Genomic DNA, 21,596 nt, shown 5'->3' on the forward strand with positions numbered 1-21,596 from the left:
CGAGTAGGCGTGTGCGGACCAGCCTGCTTACTTCCTACGCGCCAACCCTTGCGCATACAGCGCGGCACCATAGCCCGGCGCATGGCGAGGTTCCGTCAACGAGAAAAGTCCCGTGGCCTCGATGATCCCGGCAAACGCGTCCCGCACCAACGGCTCCTGCGACAACACGCCACCGGACCATGACAGCGGCACCCGCGCGTCGGACGAAAAACCGAGCACCTTGCGCAGGCCGATCGCCAACGCGGCCAATTCCTGCGCCGCCGATACCAGGATGGCATTGGCACCGGTGTCGCCATCGGCCGCGGCCCGCGACACCAGGCTCGCCAACGCCGCAATCTCACTGCGGCCCATCGCGCCCGGCCCCATGATGCGCTGGCACAGGTCGAGATCGTCCCCGAGCGACAATGCTTCCACGATGCGCCCGTGCAGCACGTCTTTGGGCGCACGCCCGTCGCTCATGCGCGAGAACAACGCCAGTCCCTGGATCGCGATCCAGTAGGCCGAGCCTTCGTCGCCGAACACTTCGCCCCAGCCACCTGCCCTGGCGCCCTTGCCGTCGCGCTCGCCATAGCCGATCGAGCCGGTACCGGCGACGATGTTGATGCCGTCCTCGCAGCCGAGCGACCCGGCCCAGCCGCACACCATGTCGTTGCCACAGGCGTAGCGATCATGGCGGAGCAGCGATTGACACGCGGCGTGGAGTTGCGGGTCGATGACGCTGTCTTCGCCATAAGCCGGCAGGCCGAAGAAGACGAAGGCGAGCGCGTCGGGGCCGATATCAAGCTGGCCACAGATCGCCATCACGCCGTGCCGCAACCGCGACACCGCTTCCTCCAGCCCGACTTCGAGGTGATAGGTCGTGCCGGTCACGGCCCGCGCAACCACCGTGCCGGCCGCATCGATGCAGACGAATTCTGTCTTGGTGCCGCCGCCGTCGACCCCCAGATAATAGGCGCCCTCGCTCATGCGGCAGCGTAGATCCGCACGCCCTGCACGACCCGGTTGACGGTGCCGCTCGCATTCGGGCGATCGGGCGTCAGGCCCAACGCGAGCGATACGTGCAAGCCGAACAATTGTGCGGGCACGATGAACGGGAACAGAAGGTCTGCATCCGCCGCATCGACCATGCCAGCAATCGTGATATCGGCCCCGTCGTCCGGATCAGCGGAGATCACCACCAACGCCCCGCAATGGGCATCACGGCGCAGTTCCGCGACGATATCGAGGTCGTAGCGCCGCGTGAGCGGATCGTTCGACACGAACACCACGGCCAGCGTGTCGCCGTTGATGATCGTCTTGGGGCCGTGGCGGAAACCCAATGCCGTATCGAATGCCGTCACGACCGCGCCGTCGCTCAACTCCATCAGCTTCAGTGCCGCCTCGCGGGCGAGCCCTTTGAAGACGCCGCTACCGAGATAGACGACGCGCTTGAACCCGCGCGTGCCGAGATCGCGGACCAACGGCTCGGCCTGTGCCAGCACATCCGCCACCGCCGCGGCGATCGCCGGCACGCGCGCGTCGAGCGCGTCGATGCCCCCGAGGATCGACAATGCCGCGAGCATCATCGCGCTGAAGCTCGAGGTCATGGCGAAGCTGCGATCATGTGTCGCATCGGGCAGCACCACGACATGGGTCTTGTCGCTGCCGCGGCGCGCCAATTCGCCTTCGGCATTGCAGGTGATGATCAGGTGATAGGCGTCGGTCACACGCGCGTCGACCAGGTCGACGGCAGCGACGCTTTCCGGGCTACTACCCGAGCGACCAAACGACACGAGCAGGGTTGGCGCCTCGGCGCGCAAATACAGCGCGGGCGTGCTGACGATGTCCGTCGTGGCGATCGCCTCCACCGGGCGCCCCAATACGTTCGACAGCCACGGCGCCAGGCATTCGCCGATGAATGCCGACGTACCGGCGCCGGTTAGCACGATGCGCAGGTCCGCACGCGCCAGCAACGGCGCGACGAACGCCTCGATCTCAGCCTGGTGCGCGCGCAGCAAGGCTTGCGTGGCACGCAGCGTCTCGGGTTGCTGCGCGATTTCGCGGCGGGTCCAGGAGGTATCGTCGGCCTCGACGGCGAGCAGGGTGTCAGGCATCGGGAAAACAGGCTCCATGATAGGCGTCGAGCGTGGCGGCGATGTGCGCCATGACCAGTTCGGCAGGGTCGAGCGTCGCCTGGGCGGCGCGTACCGCGGCATAGCTCAGCGGCAGATACTGGCTGACCAGCGCCAGCGGCGGCGGCGCCTGGCGCAGGTTGGCGAAAAGTCGCTCCTGCGCGGCGGCGATCTCCGCGTCGGGCCAGTAATAGCGAATGCGGTCCGACAGGCTGTATTGCAGCTGGAAGTCGAGCGCCGCGCCGGTGGCATGATAATATTTGCGCCAGTTCTTGGGCTCGGCCTGCATCCGCGCAAGCGTGACAGCACGCAGGCCGGCACGATCGGCCGCTGGCACCGTTTCCGCCTCGATCGCATCAAGTGCCCACAGGGCTTCGCGCAGCGCGAAGGTCACGCCCGGCCCGACCTTTAGTATCGCATAATGGTCGCGCACCAAAGCGGCGAGCGCCTCGGCCGTCTGGTAATCGGTCGAATGCGCCTCGAACACCAGATGCTCGACGGGCTCGATCGCATGGCTGAGCGCTGCGGCGCGCTCGGGGCGGTAATCGACGACTTTGTCGTGATCGAATTCAACACCGGGCTGAACGACCGTGGCGATCACGCGATCCCATGCGCTGTTCAGCCCGGAGGCACGGAACAGATCACGGTGCATGTCGACCGTCGCGATCGCCGCTTCCGGCGTGGTGACGGCGAGTTCCTCGAGATCCTCCGCCGCGCCGCCGGGCACCGGCACTTCGGTGCCGATGACATAGACCGGCGCCTCCGCGGGATTGCCATCGAATGCCGCTTCCGCCGCGGCGCACAAGCGCGCGGCGCGCTCGGCGATCGTCTGCTCCGGCAACGGCACGGGATCGTCGGCGCAACTCATCGAACAATCGAGATGGATCTTGCGGAAGCCGGCGCGGACATAAGCAGTCACCATCACATCGGCCCTGTCGAGCGCTTCGGCAGCCGGCGCGGCGGTCCAGGCGTTGGGGCCGAGATGATCGCCGCCGAGCACCAGCCGGTCGAGCGGGAAGCCGACCTTCGCGGCGATCGCCTGCACGAAATCGCGATAATCGGCCGGTACCATGCCGGTATAGCCGCCATCCTGATTGACCTGGTTGGACGTCGCCTCGATCAGCACGATCGGCTGATCGGTTACCAGCGCATGACGTAGCGTTGCCTCGATCACCAAAGGGTGCGCCGAGCAGACCGAGGTCACGCCGACCCGTTCGCCGGCCTTGTGCCGTAGCACCATGTCTAGAATCGCTTGCACGTCGGCTCCTTCGGCTGCGGCTCGTATCTTATCAATGTTGAATGCACAACGAAACGAAATATAACGAAACTAGACGGTTTCGACTATAGCTTCCGGGTCCTTGGCGTCGGGTTCGATCGCCAGCAGCAGCGAGGCGACCAACGCGAGCGCGATCCCTACGCTCTTGAGCGGCCCCGGCACCACGCCGAGGATCACCAGCGACAGCAAGGCGGTGGCGAGCGGGGCGCCGGCATTGGCGAGCGGCGCGACGATGATCGCCTTGCCGTAGCGAAACGCGAACACCAACGTCAGCGCGCCGATCGCGTTGAGCACCTGGATCAACGCGGCGAGCCACGGGCCGTCCAGCCCCCAGTTGATCGGCCGGCTGAAGTCGGTCATCGCCCAGGCAACCGGGATCAGCACCAGCCCTGAGAGCATCATGTACACGAAGATGCTTTCGCCCGGCATGACGTGGTTGGCGGCCTTCATGAAATAGGCCTGCACGCCCCAGCACAGCATCACGATCATCGCCGGGATCAGCCACGCGGCAGACGCCCCGCCCCCGCTGCCCGGCGCGAAATCGAACGTCGGCAGCGCGAGCAAGGCGAGCAGGATGCCGAATGCGCCCATGCGCCCCGTGCGCTCGCGCATCAGCACGAACGACAAAGCGATGGTGATGATCGGCGACAGCGAGATGATCGGGAAGATCAGATAGGCAGGACCCCGCGCCACGGCATAGAAGAGCACCATCTGCCCGCCCGCACCGAGCAGCCCGATCGCCAGCCCATAGCCGATCGCCCGCGGTGACGTGTCCAGCCGCCAGCCGGCCTGCGCCAGCACGACCAAGGCCGGCGGGATCATCGTGAGTGCCCAGACGCAATAGACCAGGGTTTCGGGGAAACCGTGCTGCGGCGACAGCCCGGAAAAGGCGCCCCACACGCCCCATAGCACCACCGTGACCAGCGCATTGATCAGCCAGGCGCGGCTCGACGGCGTGACGGCAGCATTCATGCCTTGGCTCCCTCAGGCGTGGCGCGGATGAGCAGGAAGCGCTTGAATGTAGCCGGGATTCGATTGCGTGCCGCGGTAGCGGTGCCGAGCAGCTTGCCCGTGAAACTGTCCGTCAGCGCATAGCGCCCTGCCCCCAGGCCACGCAGCGTGAGCGCGCCATCCCAGCTGTCGGCGTAGAAGGCGTAATGCAGCGCCCCCTCGCGCTCGATCGCATGCGCCTCGGGCTTGTCGAAGCCGATATCGTAGAGGCCGCCGAGATAGCGGCCCTTGGACAACATGTTGGCGCGGTACAGGTCTATCCACTTGCGCCACAGCGCTTCCTTCTCCGGCGTGAGTAGATAGCCGCCCGGCGGCAGTGGATCGGTCGGGTTAGGCACGTCCTTCGGCCACGTGAACTTGGTCGAAGGGATCGCGCCAATGCCGTAGGTCGAAGCGAAATCGTTGCGCCCATCGCTCAGCTCGACATGGTCGCCGGAATAGGGCGCCGACGGCCCCATCAGCGCTTTGAACGTCTTGCCCTTAAGCCGAACCTGCCAGGACGAGGTGGGATCGGACGCCGGCGTATTGTTCATCGCCGGGATATTGTGGAACGCGAAGCTGTCGCCGCACGGACAGATCTCCATGATCGCCTGCGGGTTGATCGCCATCGCCTCGTCGTACAGCGCCTTCCAGAAATCCTGCAGTTTCTCGAACGATTCCTCCGGGCGCGCATGGTTGTGGGCCGGATTGTAGCAGGGCGCGACGCCGTTCAGATGCTGACCATCGAGCTTCAGCCCCTCATAGCCCCAGTCGCCGATGATCCGGTGGACCTGCGCACGGAAGAAATCGACCACCGGCGGATAGGCCGGGCACATCGTGAACGCGCTCCACCAACTCACATTCTGCGCCGCGCCGTTGCGGTCGAGGATCAGCATGTCCGGGCGATCGCGTAGCATATCCGTGCCGGGATCGACTGCCAGCGGGGCGAGCCACAAACGCGGGCGCATGCCGTCCGCCTTGATGCGCTTCACGAACGCCTTCATGTCGGCGTCGCCCCGCGGAAATTTCTTGCGGTCGAGCTTCCAGTCGCCTTCCGACGTCTGCCAGCCATCGTCCATCACTGCCCATTCGAAGCCAAGCTCCTTGGCCTTGGGCAGCGTGCCGTACACCTGCTCGGCGGTGAAATTGCGCTCGTACCCCCAGGCGCACCAGATTGGGCCGTAGCTCGACTCCGGGATCTCCGGTGCCGACAGGCCGCGCTCGGCCATGATCCGGCGATAGGCGTCGAGCGGGCGGAAATGATCGCCGTCATGCGCCATCAGGAACGCCGTCGGCAGCGTCAGCGTCGCGCCGGGCGCGAGCAATGTCGGCTCGTCGCCGGACAGGCCGACACGCGTGCCGTCCGGCTGCGCCGCGACCGGCAGCGAGATCAGCCGCGGCACCGTCTCGACATGGCCGACCGCCAGCCCGGCGTCGCGCCGCCAAACCACCGCGACCGGCGTGCCGCCGCCGTAATCCGAACCGTTCATGCCCATGAAGTTGCGCTGCTCGAAGCCCGGCGCCACTTTCTGCACCCAATCGCGGCGATCTGGATAGGAAGCGCCGGCAAAGCTGTACGCGCCGGCGGGATCGCTCAACAGGTCATGCGTCGCGACGCGCCAGCCGGCGATCGCCAGCGGCGTGGTGCCGGTATTGCGATAGCGCATTTCGTACAGCGCCAGCCCGGGATAACGATCAAGGAACGTGATATCGAGCACCTGCTCCACCGCGCCACCCGCGGTGCTGCGCAGCCGGTGCCGGCGCCCTGGGCCGTGCCGCCCGGCGACCTTCTCCTCGTCGTGATCGAGCAGCAGGAACTTGTCGAGTACGCGGCGATCCGCAAGAAACAATGCCTCGCCCGCGGCCATCGGCGTTACCGCCTTGCCACCGAACGACACGCGCGACCGCATCGCGCTGTCGAACTCGATCCCCAACGTCCCATCGCCGAGCTTCACACCCGCCGGCGCCGCAGCCCAGGCACGTGTGGCCAGCGTCGGACCAGAAACCAGTGCCGCGCTGGCCATCAGGCGGCCGAGCATCGCACGGCGATCGACGAGATTGGACAGCATGGCGATAGGGCTCCCCTGATATCGGCCGGTTACTCGACTTGGCCGTCGGAGAAAGATGTTGCACCAACCGCAGCAGCGGCGCAAACCCTATTCGCAATTTAAATGATCGTTTTGTTTCGTTTAGAATTCATGCGGAGAGTGGTATGCGGGCGCTTAAGACCATCATGTTGTTTACGACGTCGGCATTGCTGATCGGCGCCGCCGCGCCTGCCCCCGGTTATAGCGAGGCGGATTTTGCCCGCGTTCCAAAATTCGACGCGCACGTCCATGCCAATGTGAACGATCCCCGCTTCCTGGAGGTGGCTCACCGCGACGGCGTCGAACTCCTGTCGATCAACGTCGATTATCCGGACTTTCCGCCGCTGCCGTTGCAAGCGACGATCGCGCACCAGATGCAGGCCAAGGACGCCAAGCAGTTCCATTTCGCCACCACGCTGTCGATGCAGGGCTTCGGCACGCCGGGCTGGACCGAACGCACCAACGCTGCGTTGGACGCGGCGTTCGCGCGCGGCGCGGTCGCGGTAAAGGTGTGGAAGAATATTGGCATGGTTGCGAAGGATGCGCAGGGCAAGCGCGTGTTCCTGGACGATCCGCGCTTCGAGGGCGTGATGGCGCACCTCGAACAGCGCGGCATTCCCCTGATCGCCCACCAAGCCGAGCCCAAGAATTGCTGGCTGCCGCTCGATCAGATGACGACCGAAAACGACCGTTCGTACTTCAAGGCGCATCCCGAATATTACATGTTCCTCCACCCGGAGGAACCCAGCTACGAAGCGCTGATGGCAGCGCGCGATCGCTTCGTCGCGCGGCACCCGAAGCTGGCGTTCGATGGCGCGCACATGGCGAGCCTGGAATGGAGCGTGGATGAGCTTTCGCGCTTCTTCGATCGCTATCCCAATACGGTCGTCGATCTGGCGGCGCGCATGTCCAACCTGCAAGTGCAATCCAACGCCGACATGCCCAAGGTCCGCGCCTTCTTCATCAAGTATCAGGACCGCATTCTCTACGGTACCGATTTGACCGACAGCCCGCCCGACCCCGCCGGCCGCGCCCAGAATCCGCCGGCCACGGGCAATTTCGCCAAGGAAGCCGATCAAGTATGGCGTGCGGACTGGCGCTACCTGGCCACGCCGCTCGGCCAGCGGGTGGATGCGATCAACGCCGATGCCAAGGGACTCGATCTACCACGCGGCGTGATCGACAAGATCTACTGGAAAAACGCGCAGCGGTTTTTCAAGCTGTAGGGCTGAGTCTAATCACGATACCCGTCACCCCGGACTTGTTCCTGGGGTCGGCTGCGCCGCCAACTTACCAGCGTTTGGTTTGTGGAACGGTGGACCCCGGGACAAGTCCGGGATGACGGCGAGGCTGGGGTGCCCCCTCACCCCACTCTCAGGCGACGTGCAGACGAAACCCCAATCGATCCGCCGCCGCCTGCATTCCATCGGCGTCCACCGCATCGGTCACCAGATCGTCGATCTCCGCGACGTTCATAATCCGGTGCAGACACACCCGCCCGAACTTCGACCGGTCGGTTACCGCAATCACCTGCCCCGCCGCCTTCACCATCTTGCGGTTGAGCACCGCCTCAAGTTCGAAATGGGTGGTGATACCGCGTTCGACGTCGAAGCCGTCCACGCCGAGAAACAGCTTGTCGACATGCAGTTCGTCGAGCGCACTTTCCGTTTGCGCGCCGTAAAAGGCGCGGTTGCGCCGCCTGAGCGCACCGCCCAGCATCACCACGTTGATCCGTTCCTTGCTCGCCAGCGCGCAGAGGATGTCGAGATCGTTGGTGAGCACGGTGACGTCGTCGATATCCTCCAGGTGAAGCGCGATCTGCAGCGCGGTGGTGCCCGAATCGAGCACGACCGAATCGCCCGGCTGGATCATCGCCGCCGCCAGCGCGCCGATCCTTGCCTTCTCATCGACATTGATCACACGCTTCGCCTCGACCGGCGGCTCGGACACGACGTTCACCGCATCGGTCGATATCGCGCCGCCATAGGAGCGTTCGGCCACCCCCCGCTTGGCGAGATAATGCAGATCCTTGCGGATCGTCTGCATCGACACGCCAAAGCGCGCGGCGAGCGGCACGACCTGTACGCTGCCCCGTTCGCGAACCAAAGCGCTGATCTGTTGGCGCCGACCGCTGGTATCCCGCGTGACCGACATATGCTCCTCCTGTTAGCGCTAAACCTAACAGCGACAAAGCAGACGTACAACAATCAGGCAAGTTTCGTTTCTTTTCTGTTTGACAGTTTTGCTACTATCGCGATACCAAAACGCAATAAATCGCACGGCTCCGTGATCGAACGGCCGGCGTGCATATTAAGGGGAATGGCGATGATGCGACGCACGGTGCGTAATGTGGTGCTTACCGGGGTCAGCGCTGCCGCGCTGCTGACCGCCCCCGCGGCGCTCGCGCAGACCGAGGACAGCAAGCCCTCGACCGCCGCTCCCGATCCCGCCACCGTGCTGACCGACCCGGCGCAGCAGCCGGGCGACACCAATGCTGCCGACGATGGCGGCACCGACATCGTCGTGCGCGGCGTGCGCGGCAGCCTGTTGCGCTCGATCCAGGCCAAGCGGAACGCCGACACGATCGTCGACGCCATCTCGGCCGAGGAATTGGGCAAATTCCCCAACCGCAACGTCGCCGAAGCGCTCGCTAACATTCCCGGCGTCACCGTAGGCCGCGACGGTCGCGGCGAAGGCCGCTCTGTTACCGTCCGTGGCCTTGGTGAGAATTTCGCGATCACCACCTTGAACGGGCGCATCCTGCCAACCGATGGCGCCGATCGCTCGTTCGCGTTCGACGTGCTGCCCTCCGAAATCATTTCCGGTGCGGAAGTGTCGAAAGCCGTGCGCTCGTCCGAGCTGGAAGGCAGCATCGGCGGCAACATCAACCTGCGCACCGCCCGTCCGCTGGATCGTACCGGCACGCACGCATCCGGATCGGTCGAGGGCCAGTATAACGATCTGGTCGACAAGGCCGGCTATAAGGTCACCGGCGTGGTCAGCACCACCTTCGCCAACGACACCATGGGCGTGATGGTCGGCGGTAGCTACAACAAGTACAAGTTCCGTACCGACAATCTCGGCGAATATTCGATCACCGACGGTACCGAGGCTGCGTACAAGGTAGATTTCAATCGCGACGGGAAGATAGATCCCAACGAGAACGGTCCCGCCTACATCTGGCCGGATTATTACAGCGTCGGCACGGTGCAGGGTGAGCGCGAGCGTATCGGCGCCGCTGGCGCGTTCCAGTGGAAGCCGTCGAGCAATTTCGAGCTGACGATCGACGGCATCTACAGCCACTACGACGTGGCGCAGCACAATTATCGCTCTTCCAACTACCTCAATCCGCTTGATGATGACGGCGCGCCGCGTTGGGATCCTGCCTCGATCACGGTCGATTCCAACAACGTCGTCACCGGCTTCAAGGTCAACGATTTCGTCAGCGAAGTGCTGACCACCGACGAGCCGCGCAGGAGCCAGACATACCAGTTCGGCGGCCACATCGACTGGCGGCCGATCGACCAGCTCAAGGTCGCGGTGGATGGTTATTACGGCAAGGCGCAGGATAAATCTGGCGGGCAAAACCGCTTCGTCGTGGCCGGCATCCCGGACTCGTCGGCGGTCTTCGCCACGCGCGACGGCGGCATCCCCGATCTCGCCATTACCATCCCTGGCGGCAGGCCGCTCAGCGAGGCGACCGATGACGATTTCCATGCCCATTATATCGGCATCCAGGGCCAGAACATCCAGGACCGGACGCAGGGCGCGAAGCTCGATCTGACCTATGAGGTCGACAACGACACGTTCAAGTCGATCACGTTCGGCGGTGCCTGGACAGATCGCAAGAAGACGGTCGATCAGCTCGACAATCAATACACCACGTCGTGCAATTATTGCGGCTACCCATTCTCCTTCGGCCAGCTTGGCGCGTCGGTGGTACAGGGGCGGGAAGGCAATATCCTAGGCAAGCTGTCCGGCAATTTCCCGCGCAACTTCCCGTACTTCGACATCGACACCTATTTTGCGGCACTCCCGCGCGCCGACAACAACCCCGCGATTCTCAATCCCAACAGCTGCCTGGATGCGACCGGCACGCCCATCCCCGGCTGCGCCTTGTCGCCCTATCCCGCCGGCTATTCGACGCAGATCGTCCAGCCCAATCTGCCCGCCTCCTATCGCATCGGTGAGCGGACCTGGGCCGGCTATGTGCAGTTCAACCTCGCCGGCACCCGGTGGCGCGGCGATATCGGCGCACGTCTTGTGTCGACCAAGGTCTCCTCGACCGGCTATGGCGCCACCATCGCCAGCATCATCCCGCGCGTCGGCACGCAGGATAATGATGTGGACTTCAACCCGGTGACCTCGATCAACGGCGGCGGCGATTACCTGCGGCTGCTGCCCGCAGTGAATTTCGCCTATGATATCACTGATGGCTTCCGCGTTCGTCTCGCCGCATCGCAGGCAATCTCGCGGCCGAGCTTCGGCGAACTCTCGCCCGCCAAGGACGCGACGTCGGCGCAATCGGGCACCTTCATCATCTACGATGCGGGCAATCCTAACCTGAAGCCAACCAGCGCCGATCAATTCGACGTATCGTTCGAATATTATCCGTCCAACCGCCTCGCTCTGACGGCGGCGGCATTCTACAAGCACATCACCAACTTCGTCTCGACCGTGCCGGTGGACGTCACGATCACCCCCAGCGCGCAGCCCGGCAATCAGCAACAGAATTTCGACTTCGTCGAATATCAGGTCATCAACGGCGACAGCGCCAAGGTCTACGGCGTCGAAGTCGGCGGCCAATATTTCCTCGACAACGGCTTCGGCGTGCAGGCGAACGTTACCTACAACCATTCGAAGGCCAGCTCGGGCGACGTGACCACGCGCCTGGCGGGTGCGATCCCCTTCTCGGCCAATGCCAAGTTGTTCTACGAGAATCACGGCATCGGCGCGCAGGTCTCGTACAGCTTCCAGTCGCGCTACACCTATGCGCAGTCGGGCAACCTGTCCTATCTGCCGGTCAAGGAGGATGGATATCACGAAATGTCCGCCAGCCTGTCCTACGATCTGACCGACAACATCTCGATCTACGGGCAGGGATCGAACCTGCTCGGCTCGGCGATCAAGCGCGACAACAGCTATAGCAATGTCCCGAACTTCTACGAATATTCCGGCCGCTCGTTCTTCTTCGGCATTCGCGGCCGTTTGTGATCTCTCGGCGGTGAGCGGGGCGACCTTCGATCGGCGGACGTTCCTGGCGGCGAGTGCCGCCGCCGGGACCGGCCTTGCCGCTATCCCCGCCGCCGCCGCGCGCGTGCCTGAACATGTCTGGCACGATTATGACTGGGGCAATGGCCCGCCGGTGACCGACCGGCTCTACCAGGGGCCGTTCCCGCAATATGGCGCGGGTGCAGTGGTGCCCGGCAGCGAAGTCGTGATGGTCACCAGCCCATCGCGCGACATCGTGCCCAATCGCGGCATGGGGCTCACGGTCTACGTCTCGGGCGATACCGGCCCGCCACGTATCCCCGGCGAGACGTTGGCAAAGTCGATCGAGGATCTGATCCGCCTGCCCTTCGTGCAGAAGGTGTATCTGCGCCCGAACTGGCGCGAGGTTCAACAACGCCCCGGTCGGCTCGACTTCCCCGATTGGTGGCAGATCACCTTCGATCTCGCACGACGGTACGGCAAGCAGGTCGGCTTCCGCATCATGTTGGAAAATCCTGACTTCGCCGAACCCGGCATGCCCGAATTCCTCATGGACAAGGTGCCCTATCTCCAGCTCAAGGGCGCGTGGAAGGGCGACCGTACGCAAATCCGCTATCGCAAGCGGCACGGCCTGCCGCGGTACGACCATCCCGCCTATCTCGCCGCGTTCGAGGAACTGAACGCGCTGCTCGCGGCCGAACTGAACGGCAGTCCGGACGTCGAGTATATGGATACGATGATGTACGGCTTCTGGGGCGAGGGCCATAGCTGGCCTTTCGAGGGCCACGTATTCCCCAGCGACCTCGTGGCCGAACAGACGTGGCGCCGCATGCTCGACATCCAGCTTGCCGCCTGGAGCAAGACGCCGCTCGTCACCAACACGCAGCCCGACTTCAACAATGTCGGCAATGCCGACATGCTCGATGCGACCGTGCGCAGCGGCAACTGGATCCGTAGCGACACGATCTTCATCGAGAACGCGCAGATCGACGCACTGAGCAACCGCCCCGCCTGGACCGCCGCGATCAGCGAGGTCGGCATGACCACCGGCGCACCCGACCAGCTGAAGTTGGACGATGGCGTAACCGAGAATGAGCGGATCATCGATCACGTGCTGGCGGTCGGCGCCAATTACTGGTCGGTGTGGAACTGGCACAACGAAGCCGCCGCGAACGTACTCAGCTATAACGACCGGTTCCCCCAGCCGATCGACGATGCCGCCCGCCGCATCGGTTACCGCGTCTATCCGTCGTTCATCTGGGCGTTCGAGCGCGACGGCCAGACCGGTTTGGTGATCGGCCTCGCCAATGCCGGCGTCGCCGCGCCGCCAGGCGTGGTGCGCCTGACAGTTCAGGACGCGAACGGCCGTGATCTTGCCAGCGGCTCGGTGGACGCCGGCTACCCCCGCCCGACCGGCATCCATCAGGCAATGCTCATGCTGCCGAAGGGCAATGCGTGGGAAGGTCTGCGTCTCAAAGCGGAGATCGTGATCAAGGGCGTCCGGAGCCCCTTACGCTGGGCCTGCCGCGAAAAGCTCAACCCCGATGCGTCGCTCACCCTAAGGCGCAACGTCCGGCAGTGATCCTGGCTGCCACCGCAACGCGTCGATCAGTGCGCGCATCGCGGGCGTGACCTGCCGGTTGGGGTAATATAGGTAGCAACCGGGATAATCCGGGCACCAAGCGGCCAATACCTGCACCAGCCTGCCATTCGCGATCTCGGCGCGCACATCATGCTCCATCATGTATCCAAGCCCGGCGCCGGCGCGCACCGTGGCTGCAGCCAGCGTCTCGTCATTGGCGATCAATTGCCCGCTCGGGCGCACCTTCACCTCTTCGCCGCTGCGCTCGAACTCCCACGGCAGCAGTCCACCGCCCCCGACTAGGCGATAGTTGACGCAGACATGGCGCTCCAGGTCGCCAGGCGTTGCGGGAGGCGGATGGCGCTCGAAATAGCCCGGCGTAGCGACCACGACAGTCCGCAGGCGCGGGCCGATCGGCACCGCGACCATATCGCGGTCCACCGTCTCGCCCAGGCGGATGCCGCCATCGAACCCGCCCGCCACGAGATCCACCAGCCGATCGTCGACGATAACCTCGATCGACACGTCCGGATGATCGAGCAGGAAATGCGGCAGCCGCGGCGCCAGGATCGTGCGCGCGGCATAGCCGAAGGCAGTCAGTCGCACTGCGCCGGATGGTGCCCCCCGCCAATCCGCCAGCGCGGCCAGCCCGCTTCTCACTTCGTCGAGCGCCGGGTTGAGCGATAGCAAAAGCCGCGCACCGGCAGCCGTCGGTGCGACCGATCGCGTCGTCCGCGCGAGCAGGCGGACGCCAAGCCGCTCCTCCAGGCCGCGTATCGCGTGGCTGAGCGCCGATGGCGACAGCCCGAGTTCCGCTGCCGCCCGGGTAAAGCTGCCCACCCGGGCAACGGCCGCCAGCGCTGCCAGATCGTCGAGATCGCCTCGTCTCATTGCTGCACCACGTTCACAGACCCATGCCGAACATCTCCTCTAATCGGGAACGCTCGCGCGCGCTATCTCATGTCCGGTCTTCAAGGATGAGCAACATGAACCCGACAAACTTCCGCACTCTGGGGCGGTCCGGCCTGGCCGTCAGCCCGCTCGCGCTCGGCACGATGACCTTTGGCGCCGGGCGGTGGGGTGCCGATGAGGCCACATCGCGCGCGATCTTCAACGCCTATGTCGAAGCAGGCGGCAACTTCGCCGATACGGCCGACGTCTACTCCGGCGGCGAAAGCGAGACGATGCTAGGCCGCTTCATCGCCGAACGCGCGCTGCGCGATCGCATGGTGATCGCGACCTAATCCGGCTTCCCGCGTCACGAGGGCAACCCCCTCGCCAGCGACAATTCCGCCCGCAACATCCGTGATGGCATCGAAGGGTCGCTGCGTCGGCTCGGCACCGATTTCATCGACCTGTATTGGACGCATGTGTGGGATCGCACCACGCCGCCCGAGGAAGCGCTGCGCGCGCTCACCGATGCGGTGCGCCGTGGCGACATCCTGTATTACGGCTTCTCGAACGCGCCCGCCTGGTACGCCGCACACATCGCCACGCTGGCCCGCGCGCACGGTTTGCCCGAGCCGATCGGGCTGCAATACAGCTATTCGTTGATCGACCGCGGCGTCGAACTGGATGTGTTGCCGGCCGGCGATGCGCTTGGTCTCGGCCTCGTCGCCTGGAGTCCGCTGGGGTTCGGCATGCTCACCGGCAAATATGGTCGGGAGAAGCTGGCCGATTTCGGACCGGCGGGCAGCCTACCCAATCGCAGCGGCGAAACGGCAGCTGGAGGCAGCGAGGGGCGGCTCAACGGCGATAATCCTTATGGCGGCATGCTGTTTACCGAAGCGAACTTCGCGATCGTCGACACGTTGCGCACCGTGGCGGAGGAAGTCGGTCGGCCGATGGCCCAGGTCGCGCTGGCCTGGGTAACGGGCCGCGCCGGCGTTTCATCGGTGCTGATCGGCGCCAGCCGGCCCGAACAGGTGACCGAGAACATGGCCGCGCTGGATATCCAGCTCACGCCAGATCAGCAGGCGCGACTGGCAGCCGTCGGCGCGCCACCGATGCTCAATCCCTACTTCATCTTCGATATGCCGCGGGAAAACATCTTCGGCGGCCAGCAGGTCGAGCCGTGGAGGACGCGCAGGCAGCCGCCTGGGTGATGTGGCCGGCGAGATCGACCTCTGGCTTCGGAACGCAGGCATCGGTTTGGCGCGTCCGCATCACTCAAGCCGTCGCCCCGCCTTGTTCCGGGGTCACCCAGCGGCTTATTATACCCAAAGGCCTGCGACATGGTCGTTCACGAAACAGCCGCCCGGTGACGCTCATAGCGAGATAGCCTAGAACAAGACGATCGCGCCGCCATGCGCCCAACATGTCGGCCGCGCCGATCTGACGAGAGGGCAAGCCGTGACGACCGTCCGACCCATCAGACAAACCCTCCTGTCCATTGCCGCGTTCATGTCGCTGAGCGCCGCTTCCCCGTCTCCAATCATACAATCCTACGACGACTACCAATCCTGGCTTGTGGCCTGCGACAACACGCTGACCTGCGTCGCGCGGGGGTTCGACGACTCCAATCCTGGCGCGGAAATCGAAATAGGACGTGCGGCCGGACCAAGCGGAGCGATCACGGCGTCGATCAGCGCCCTTCAGCGGTTCACCCTGGCCGACATCCGCGTCGACGGGACCCCCGCCAATCTTCGAGGACCCAAGTGGCAGGTCATCGCCACCGACGACCAGACCTCCGCCACCACCAATGACCTCGCCACCGTCCGCGCACTTGTACAACAACTGCGCAACGCCTCGGCGGTCACGCTCGGCGGCGGCGATGCGCAGGTGCCACTGGCAGGCTTCGCTGCAGCGATGCTGCGCCTGGATGACCGGCAAGGGCGTTCTGGCGGCGTGACGGCGGTGCTCAAGCCCGGCACTCTGCCCGCATCGCGCGTGCCGGCACCACCCCCGCTGCCCAAGATCCCCCACCATCCCATCAGTGCGCGCTTGGCGCCCGGCGAAGAAGGCCGCCTGATCGCCGCCGTGCGCGCCAGTCAAAAGGCGCTACTGGCCAAGGAGGAGTGCGGCGAAACACCGGAGCAGCCTGAGGCGCATGCCCTGGACGGCAGGCAAGCACTCGTCCTCCTTCCCTGCGTGATGGGGGCCTATCAGGGATCGTCGCTCGCCTTCATCGCGTCGCGCACGAACAATCGCGCCCAGCGCCTGGTCGCCCCCACCCCATACCTCGGCCAAGATCCCGATCGATCGCGCGCCGACTTCTTCACCAACGCGGGGTTCGACGCGGATACCGGCACGCTCAGCATGGGAGCCAAAGGCCGGGGCCTCGCCGACTGCGGCTTTTCGGCGGACTGGATCTGGGACGGCACGTCCTTCCGCCTGTCGGAGATGACGCTGCAACGCTCCTGCGGTGGGCTCGAACCCGGCGATTGGCCTGTCCTATACCGCTCAATGCGCCAGTAATGGTGCCGTAAATAGTGGTGGCTCGCCTCCGCGCCATTCGTGTGCCGGGAAGTCGAGGCACTCCCGCGCTCAGATATTTCGCCATACGTGGATCGAACGATGAAGATCAGGCCACCCTCGTCGAACGCTAGACGCTCAACGCGCTAGCCAATGCGTCATAAACCACACGACATCGCGCACTGCTGCGCAGGTCCTCGTGCATCACGATCCAGAGTGGCAGTTCGACGGCAAAGGCTTTGGGGCAGGACGCGCACCAGCAACGGGTCGCGACGTGCAATCTCCACCTGGCACACACCGATCCCGAACCCGGATCGGATCGCGGCAAGCTGGACGACGTCACTGTCGACCCGCAATGCAAAGCTGGCGCGCTTCAGCTCGGGTAGCAGGTTCAGCACCGCACGCGTGCCCGGCGTGTCCGTGTCAGGGCCGATCAGATCATGGCCCGCTAGGTCGTCGATGGCCGCTGGCATGCCACGCCGCGCGAGATAATCCTGCCGCGCATGCAGACCCAGCGTAACGCTGCCCGCCCGCGTCGCCACCAGCGCCTGCTGCTCGGGTGCGACCATGCGAACGGCAATATCGGCACGACGCTGGAGCAGATCATCCAGCGCGTTCGACGCCACCAGTTCGATTGCCAGTTGCGGATGATCCTGCCTGATCCCCGCCAGCATTGACGGCAGGTGCTCCACCGCGACGATCTCGCTGGCCGACACGCGGACCGTGCCGGCAACCTCCCCCACGGTCGCGGAGGCACTGCGCATGAATGCGGCAGATGTCGCCACCAGTTCTTCGGCATACGGCCCGAGCGCGGTGGCACGATCGGTTGGTGACAGGCCGCGCTGCGACCGCACGAACAGCGCGCCGCCCACCGCCTGCTCCAGTGCCTCGATGTGACGGGATACGCTGGGCTGCGTTATACGCAGCACCCGCGCCGCGCCTGACAGCGATCCTTCGCGCAGCACGGCGGCAAAGGTGCGGTACAGGTCCCAGCTCGGCTCCGAGTTCATGCCTTTTCGTATAACTACCCGCAGGAGATCGTCAATTTCGGTGCATGCTGCCGGTCGCGCAAGCGCCGCGCGCAATGATTGAGCCGCGCTATGATTGTCGGCAACCGATGCGGCTCAGACAACCGGCCGATCGTACTTTCGGGCGCTGAGTCGCGGACGCCGCTGGTGGCGACGCACGCAACACTGCGGGGCAGCGGCTGACTTGGCTACGATCGAGCGGCTTACGCGCTTGCCGGCAACCTTGCCGGCAGGCACCACACGATAAGCTTGGCTGTTCGCTTCTGGTGCCACCGATCCTTCAGCTTCCACCACAAGGCGGAAAGGCCCATCTGCAGCATGTCAGGCGCCACCATGGCGTTGCGGAAGGTGTGCCGTTTTTGCCGCCGTACCGGCTGCACGCCGCAAGGCCTGCGCACGACGCGAAAGCCGCTCGGCAGGGTCTTCCACTCAGTTGCCGATGGCACCCCGGCCGATCGGATCATGTCGAGGCCGCAGCGTCGGCATGTGCTGAAGGCGAAGCCCTGGTTGAACCGCGCCTTCTGCACGGCCGCGTGATTCAGGAGCAGGCAAAGCAGGGACATGGCCGATCTCTCTTCCGATCTGAGTCATCAGGTGGTGCGTGGCGAGCGTGATGAGGTCCGACGGGCCGCGTTCGAGCACTTCGTCCAGATCCCAGATCTCGAAACGCTGTCCCGTGGCGACAACCAGCGCCGAGCGTCCGATATGACCGCGATCACGCATCAAAGCGGAAAGCACCATCACTCCGGCGGGCGAAATCGTGACCTGTTCCACGAACCCGTAATTGCGCCGCAACCGCCCTTGATCCTCGGGTGTGGCCGATGCCTCGCAGTCTCGCCGCATCGCATATAAACGGTCGAAAGCCACCAGGCACGCTGCATCCTGGTGCAGGCCGATCAGCAGGTTCGAGTTGGTCGATCGTCGGCGGATCGTCTCGACGAACGGCGCTGGCAGCATCATCTGACCCGCGTTGGTTACGTCACATACCGCACTACCGAAAAAGAGTTCGTCCATGTCATGGATCCCTGCAGGCATACTGCCCATATGGTTACCATAGGGTTAATTGTCCGACAGTATATAATATAGTATAATAGTGCTTACTGTTGAGCAACGTGCAGAACATTAAAGCAGAACATCCGCGCCAGTATGATTTATAAACAAACCAAAACGACTTCAGGCGACAATTCAATATTCTTCATGCGGTCGCGCTATTGTATCTGACTTTTTGTTGATCCGCCGGGGGCGTCACGCCGCGATGCCCGCCTCTAGGAAACGCACAAACCCGTTAAGGCGGCCTGCCGCGTCGTCAGCGGCAGCTTCACCACAGCGACACGGCGGAGCAAATCACGAGATGCGTCGGCCGAGTTCCTTGTTCACGCCCAGCGCAATCAATGTGCCGAGCGCACCCGAAAGCAGATAGGCGCCCGCTGCGAGCAGGCCGAACTCGCTCGCCAGCACCAGCGCCACCAATGGTGCGAAGCCGGCGCCAACCAGCCAGGCAAGGTCGGAAGTCAACGCTGCCCCGGTATAACGCCGTGCGCTGGCGAAATTAGCCGCCACCGCGCCTGACGATTGCCCGAAGGCGAGACCCAGCAGCCCGAACCCGGTGACCATGAACACGATCTCGCCCAAATCACCGCCGTTGAGCAATTGCGGCGCGAAGCCGCTGAACACGGCGATGCCGGCGGCCGAGGCGCCGAGCAGGAAGCGCCGCCCGACGCGGTCGGCGATCAGCCCGGAGGCGATCACCGCGACGGTGCCGACGATGCCGCCGATAATCTCGATGCCCAGGAAGCGCGAGGCATCCTCCTTGGTGAACAGGACGACCCAGGAGAGCGGGAACACCGTGACCATGTGGAACAGCGCGAAGCTCGCTAGCGGAGCGAATGCACCGATGACGATATTGCGCCAATCGCTACGCAGCGTGTCCATCACGCGTGAAGGCTCTAGCTCCTTGCTCTCGAACAACGCGGTGTAATCGGGCGTCGTCACCATGCGCAGTCGCGCGAACAGCGCCACCACGTTGATCGCGAACGCGACGAAGAAGGGATAGCGCCAGCCCCAATCGAGGAAATCGGCGGTCGACAGCGAGGAGACGAAGAAAGCGAACAATGCGCTCGCCACGATCAGCCCGAGCGGCGCGCCCAATTGCGGGATCATCGCATACCAGCCGCGCTTGTTCTCCGGCGCGTTGAGTGCGAGCAACGAGGCGAGGCCGTCCCACTGCCCGCCCAGTGCCACCCCCTGCCCGATGCGGAACAGCGCCAGCAGGATCGCCGACCAGGAGCCGATCGTCGCATATCCGGGCAGGAATGCCACCGCCACGGTGGAGATACCGAGCACCAGCAAGGCGATGGTCAGCTTGGTGCCGCGACCCAGCACCTGATCGATGCGCAGGAAGATCAGCGAGCCGATCGGTCGCGCAACGAACGCCAGCGCAAAGATCGCAAACGAATAGAAGGTGCCGGTCAGCCGATCGACATAAGGAAAAACCAACGCCGGAAAGACTAGCACCGATGCGATCGCGTACACGAAGAAATCGAAGAATTCCGACGTGCGGCCGATGATCACGCCGATCGCGATCTCGCTCGGGCGGACGTCGCCGTGGCGCGCATTGATCGCGCGTGCATCGCGCTCGGCATTGTGAGAGGCGGTCTGGGCGGTCATCGTACGTTTCCTGGACGCGGGTCGGTCATGATCCGTGCTATGCCCTATCACGCATCCACTGGGGATTGGACAAAATGTCCAATGTCGCAGTGCAGCATCCAAGGCTATCTCCCGATCATGCCTGGCACCCGACTCATCCCCGACCGTCACTCCGAACCTGCCGCGCGCCTGTCGTGGGCGAGAGGCGCGATCGCCCTTCCCCTCGCCGTGCTCGCCGGCTGCAACACCGTCGTGCTGAACCCGGCAGGCGATGTCGCGCAGCAGCAGGGCAACCTGGTGATCTTCGCCACCGTGCTGATGCTGGTGATCGTGGTGCCGGTGATCGCGCTCGTCTGCCTGTTCGCCTGGCGTTACCGCGCGAGCAACAAGGAGGCGACCTATTCGCCCGACTGGGACCATTCGACGCAGCTCGAACTGCTGATCTGGGCCGCGCCGCTGATGATCATCATCTGCCTCGGCGCCGTCACCTGGACCGCGACGCACCTGCTCGACCCGTATCGCCCGATCGAGCGCGTCGCCAAGGGCCGCCCGGTCGCGCCCAACACCAGGCCGCTCGAGGTGCAGGTCGTCGCCCTCGATTGGAAGTGGCTGTTCATCTACCCCGAATACGGCATCGCCACGGTCAACGAACTGGCAGCCCCCGTCGATCGCCCGATCCGCTTCCGCATCACCGCCTCGTCGGTGATGAACGCCTTCTACGTGCCCGATCTCGCCGGCATGATCTACGCGATGCCGTCGATGGAGACCAAGCTCCACGCGGTGATCAACAAGCCGGGCAATTATGCAGGCTTCTCCTCAAACTATAGCGGCGCGGGCTTCTCCGGCATGCGCTTCCGGTTCCACGGGCTGGATGATGCCGGGTTCGCAGCCTGGGTTGCGCGCAACAAGACGGGCAATCTGCCGCTGTCGAAGGCGAACTACCTGAAGCTCGAAAAGCCGACCGAGAACGTGCCCGTCATGCGCTTCGCCCGGATCGATCCCACGCTGTTCGACGCGGTGGTCAACCAGTGCGTGCGCCCCGGCACGACCTGCATGTCCGACATGATGAAGATGGACAAGGGCGACACGGCCAGCATGAAGCACACGCCCGACAAAGGTAATGCGCAGAAGCCCAAGCCCGAGGAAGCGCTGACCGGCGGCGATGCTGCCGAGGCGCCGCCCAAGAACCCGAAGGACGTGCAGCAGCGCAGCAATGCCTCGCCGTCCAACCCGACAACGCTGTGAACGGCC

At 64.5% G+C, this 21,596-nt stretch carries 16 protein-coding genes and 1 pseudogene; 6 read left to right on the forward strand and 11 right to left on the reverse strand.

Features of this window, described 5'->3' with window-relative positions; translation table 11 throughout:
- Nucleotides 1–27 precede the first annotated feature (27 nt).
- The 5 genes from NV382_RS03630 to NV382_RS03650 form a co-directional block, all read right to left on the reverse strand.
- Complete coding sequence (locus NV382_RS03630; RefSeq protein ID WP_260599177.1) at nucleotides 28–966, reverse strand: N-acetylglucosamine kinase; 939 nt, start codon at nucleotides 964–966, stop codon at nucleotides 28–30.
- Nucleotides 963–2,093: an SIS domain-containing protein gene (locus NV382_RS03635; RefSeq protein ID WP_260599178.1), complete on the reverse strand. Its 1,131-nt coding sequence runs from the start codon at nucleotides 2,091–2,093 to the stop codon at nucleotides 963–965. The genes NV382_RS03630 and NV382_RS03635 overlap by 4 nt, the downstream gene beginning before the upstream one ends.
- Nucleotides 2,086–3,369 (reverse strand): D-tagatose-bisphosphate aldolase, class II, non-catalytic subunit, encoded by a 1,284-nt coding sequence (locus NV382_RS03640; RefSeq protein ID WP_260599179.1) that lies wholly within the window; start codon nucleotides 3,367–3,369, stop codon nucleotides 2,086–2,088. Before NV382_RS03640 ends, NV382_RS03635 begins: the two co-directional genes overlap by 8 nt.
- A gap of 69 nt (nucleotides 3,370–3,438) precedes the next feature.
- Entirely contained in the window at nucleotides 3,439–4,359 is a 921-nt protein-coding gene (locus NV382_RS03645; RefSeq protein ID WP_260599180.1) for a DMT family transporter, read from the reverse strand.
- Nucleotides 4,356–6,446 carry a glycoside hydrolase family 36 protein gene (locus NV382_RS03650; RefSeq protein WP_260599181.1) on the reverse strand — a complete coding sequence of 697 codons (2,091 nt, stop codon included), beginning with the start codon at nucleotides 6,444–6,446 and terminating at the stop codon, nucleotides 4,356–4,358. Before NV382_RS03650 ends, NV382_RS03645 begins: the two co-directional genes overlap by 4 nt.
- A gap of 38 nt (nucleotides 6,447–6,484) precedes the next feature.
- Here NV382_RS03650 and NV382_RS03655 point away from each other — a divergent pair, with 38 nt between their 5' ends.
- The gene (locus tag NV382_RS03655) at nucleotides 6,485–7,690 is read left to right on the forward strand and encodes an amidohydrolase family protein (protein ID WP_260599182.1); all 1,206 of its coding nucleotides are present in this window, start codon (nucleotides 6,485–6,487) and stop codon (nucleotides 7,688–7,690) included.
- A 148-nt stretch (nucleotides 7,691–7,838) separates the two neighbouring features.
- Here the strand turns inward: NV382_RS03655 and agaR are convergent, their stop codons facing one another.
- Entirely contained in the window at nucleotides 7,839–8,618 is a 780-nt protein-coding gene (gene agaR, locus NV382_RS03660) for a transcriptional repressor AgaR (RefSeq protein WP_260599183.1), read from the reverse strand.
- 171 nt (nucleotides 8,619–8,789) lie between these two features.
- Between agaR and NV382_RS03665 the strand changes: the two genes are divergently transcribed.
- Nucleotides 8,790–11,678: a TonB-dependent receptor gene (locus NV382_RS03665; RefSeq protein WP_260599184.1), complete on the forward strand. Its 2,889-nt coding sequence runs from the start codon at nucleotides 8,790–8,792 to the stop codon at nucleotides 11,676–11,678.
- Nucleotides 11,679–11,688: 10 nt separating this feature from the next.
- Entirely contained in the window at nucleotides 11,689–13,257 is a 1,569-nt protein-coding gene (locus NV382_RS03670) for a hypothetical protein (protein WP_260599185.1), read from the forward strand.
- On the opposite strand, the gene NV382_RS03675 is transcribed toward NV382_RS03670, so the two are convergent.
- Nucleotides 13,234–14,148, reverse strand: coding sequence for a LysR family transcriptional regulator (locus NV382_RS03675; protein ID WP_260599186.1), 915 nt, complete (start codon nucleotides 14,146–14,148; stop codon nucleotides 13,234–13,236). The genes NV382_RS03670 and NV382_RS03675 overlap by 24 nt on opposite strands.
- Nucleotides 14,149–14,312: 164 nt before the next feature.
- On the opposite strand from NV382_RS03675, the pseudogene NV382_RS03680 reads away from it, so the two are divergent.
- Nucleotides 14,313–15,362 (forward strand): annotated as a pseudogene (locus tag NV382_RS03680) (aldo/keto reductase).
- A 247-nt stretch (nucleotides 15,363–15,609) separates the two neighbouring features.
- Nucleotides 15,610–16,674 carry a DUF1176 domain-containing protein gene (locus NV382_RS03685; RefSeq protein ID WP_260599187.1) on the forward strand — a complete coding sequence of 355 codons (1,065 nt, stop codon included), beginning with the start codon at nucleotides 15,610–15,612 and terminating at the stop codon, nucleotides 16,672–16,674.
- A 155-nt stretch (nucleotides 16,675–16,829) separates the two neighbouring features.
- Here the strand turns inward: NV382_RS03685 and NV382_RS03690 are convergent, their stop codons facing one another.
- From NV382_RS03690 to NV382_RS03705, 4 genes are all read right to left on the reverse strand, one after another.
- A complete protein-coding gene (locus tag NV382_RS03690) occupies nucleotides 16,830–17,681 on the reverse strand; it encodes a LysR family transcriptional regulator (protein ID WP_260599188.1) in 852 nt (283 codons plus the stop codon).
- Between the two features lie 221 nt (nucleotides 17,682–17,902).
- Nucleotides 17,903–18,163: a hypothetical protein gene (locus tag NV382_RS03695; RefSeq protein ID WP_260599189.1), complete on the reverse strand. Its 261-nt coding sequence runs from the start codon at nucleotides 18,161–18,163 to the stop codon at nucleotides 17,903–17,905.
- The gene (locus tag NV382_RS03700; protein ID WP_260599190.1) at nucleotides 18,129–18,743 is read right to left on the reverse strand and encodes a division/cell wall cluster transcriptional repressor MraZ; all 615 of its coding nucleotides are present in this window, start codon (nucleotides 18,741–18,743) and stop codon (nucleotides 18,129–18,131) included. The genes NV382_RS03695 and NV382_RS03700 overlap by 35 nt, the downstream gene beginning before the upstream one ends.
- A 300-nt stretch (nucleotides 18,744–19,043) precedes the next feature.
- Entirely contained in the window at nucleotides 19,044–20,366 is a 1,323-nt protein-coding gene (locus NV382_RS03705) for an MFS transporter (protein WP_260599191.1), read from the reverse strand.
- A gap of 117 nt (nucleotides 20,367–20,483) precedes the next feature.
- On the opposite strand from NV382_RS03705, the gene cyoA reads away from it, so the two are divergent.
- Nucleotides 20,484–21,590, forward strand: a complete 1,107-nt coding sequence (gene cyoA / locus NV382_RS03710; protein ID WP_260599192.1) for a ubiquinol oxidase subunit II — start codon at nucleotides 20,484–20,486, stop codon at nucleotides 21,588–21,590.
- Nucleotides 21,591–21,596: the final 6 nt, after the last annotated feature.

The organism is Sphingomonas endolithica (assembly GCF_025231525.1).
In the GTDB taxonomy this organism is placed as follows: Bacteria; Pseudomonadota; Alphaproteobacteria; order Sphingomonadales; family Sphingomonadaceae; genus Sphingomonas; species Sphingomonas endolithica.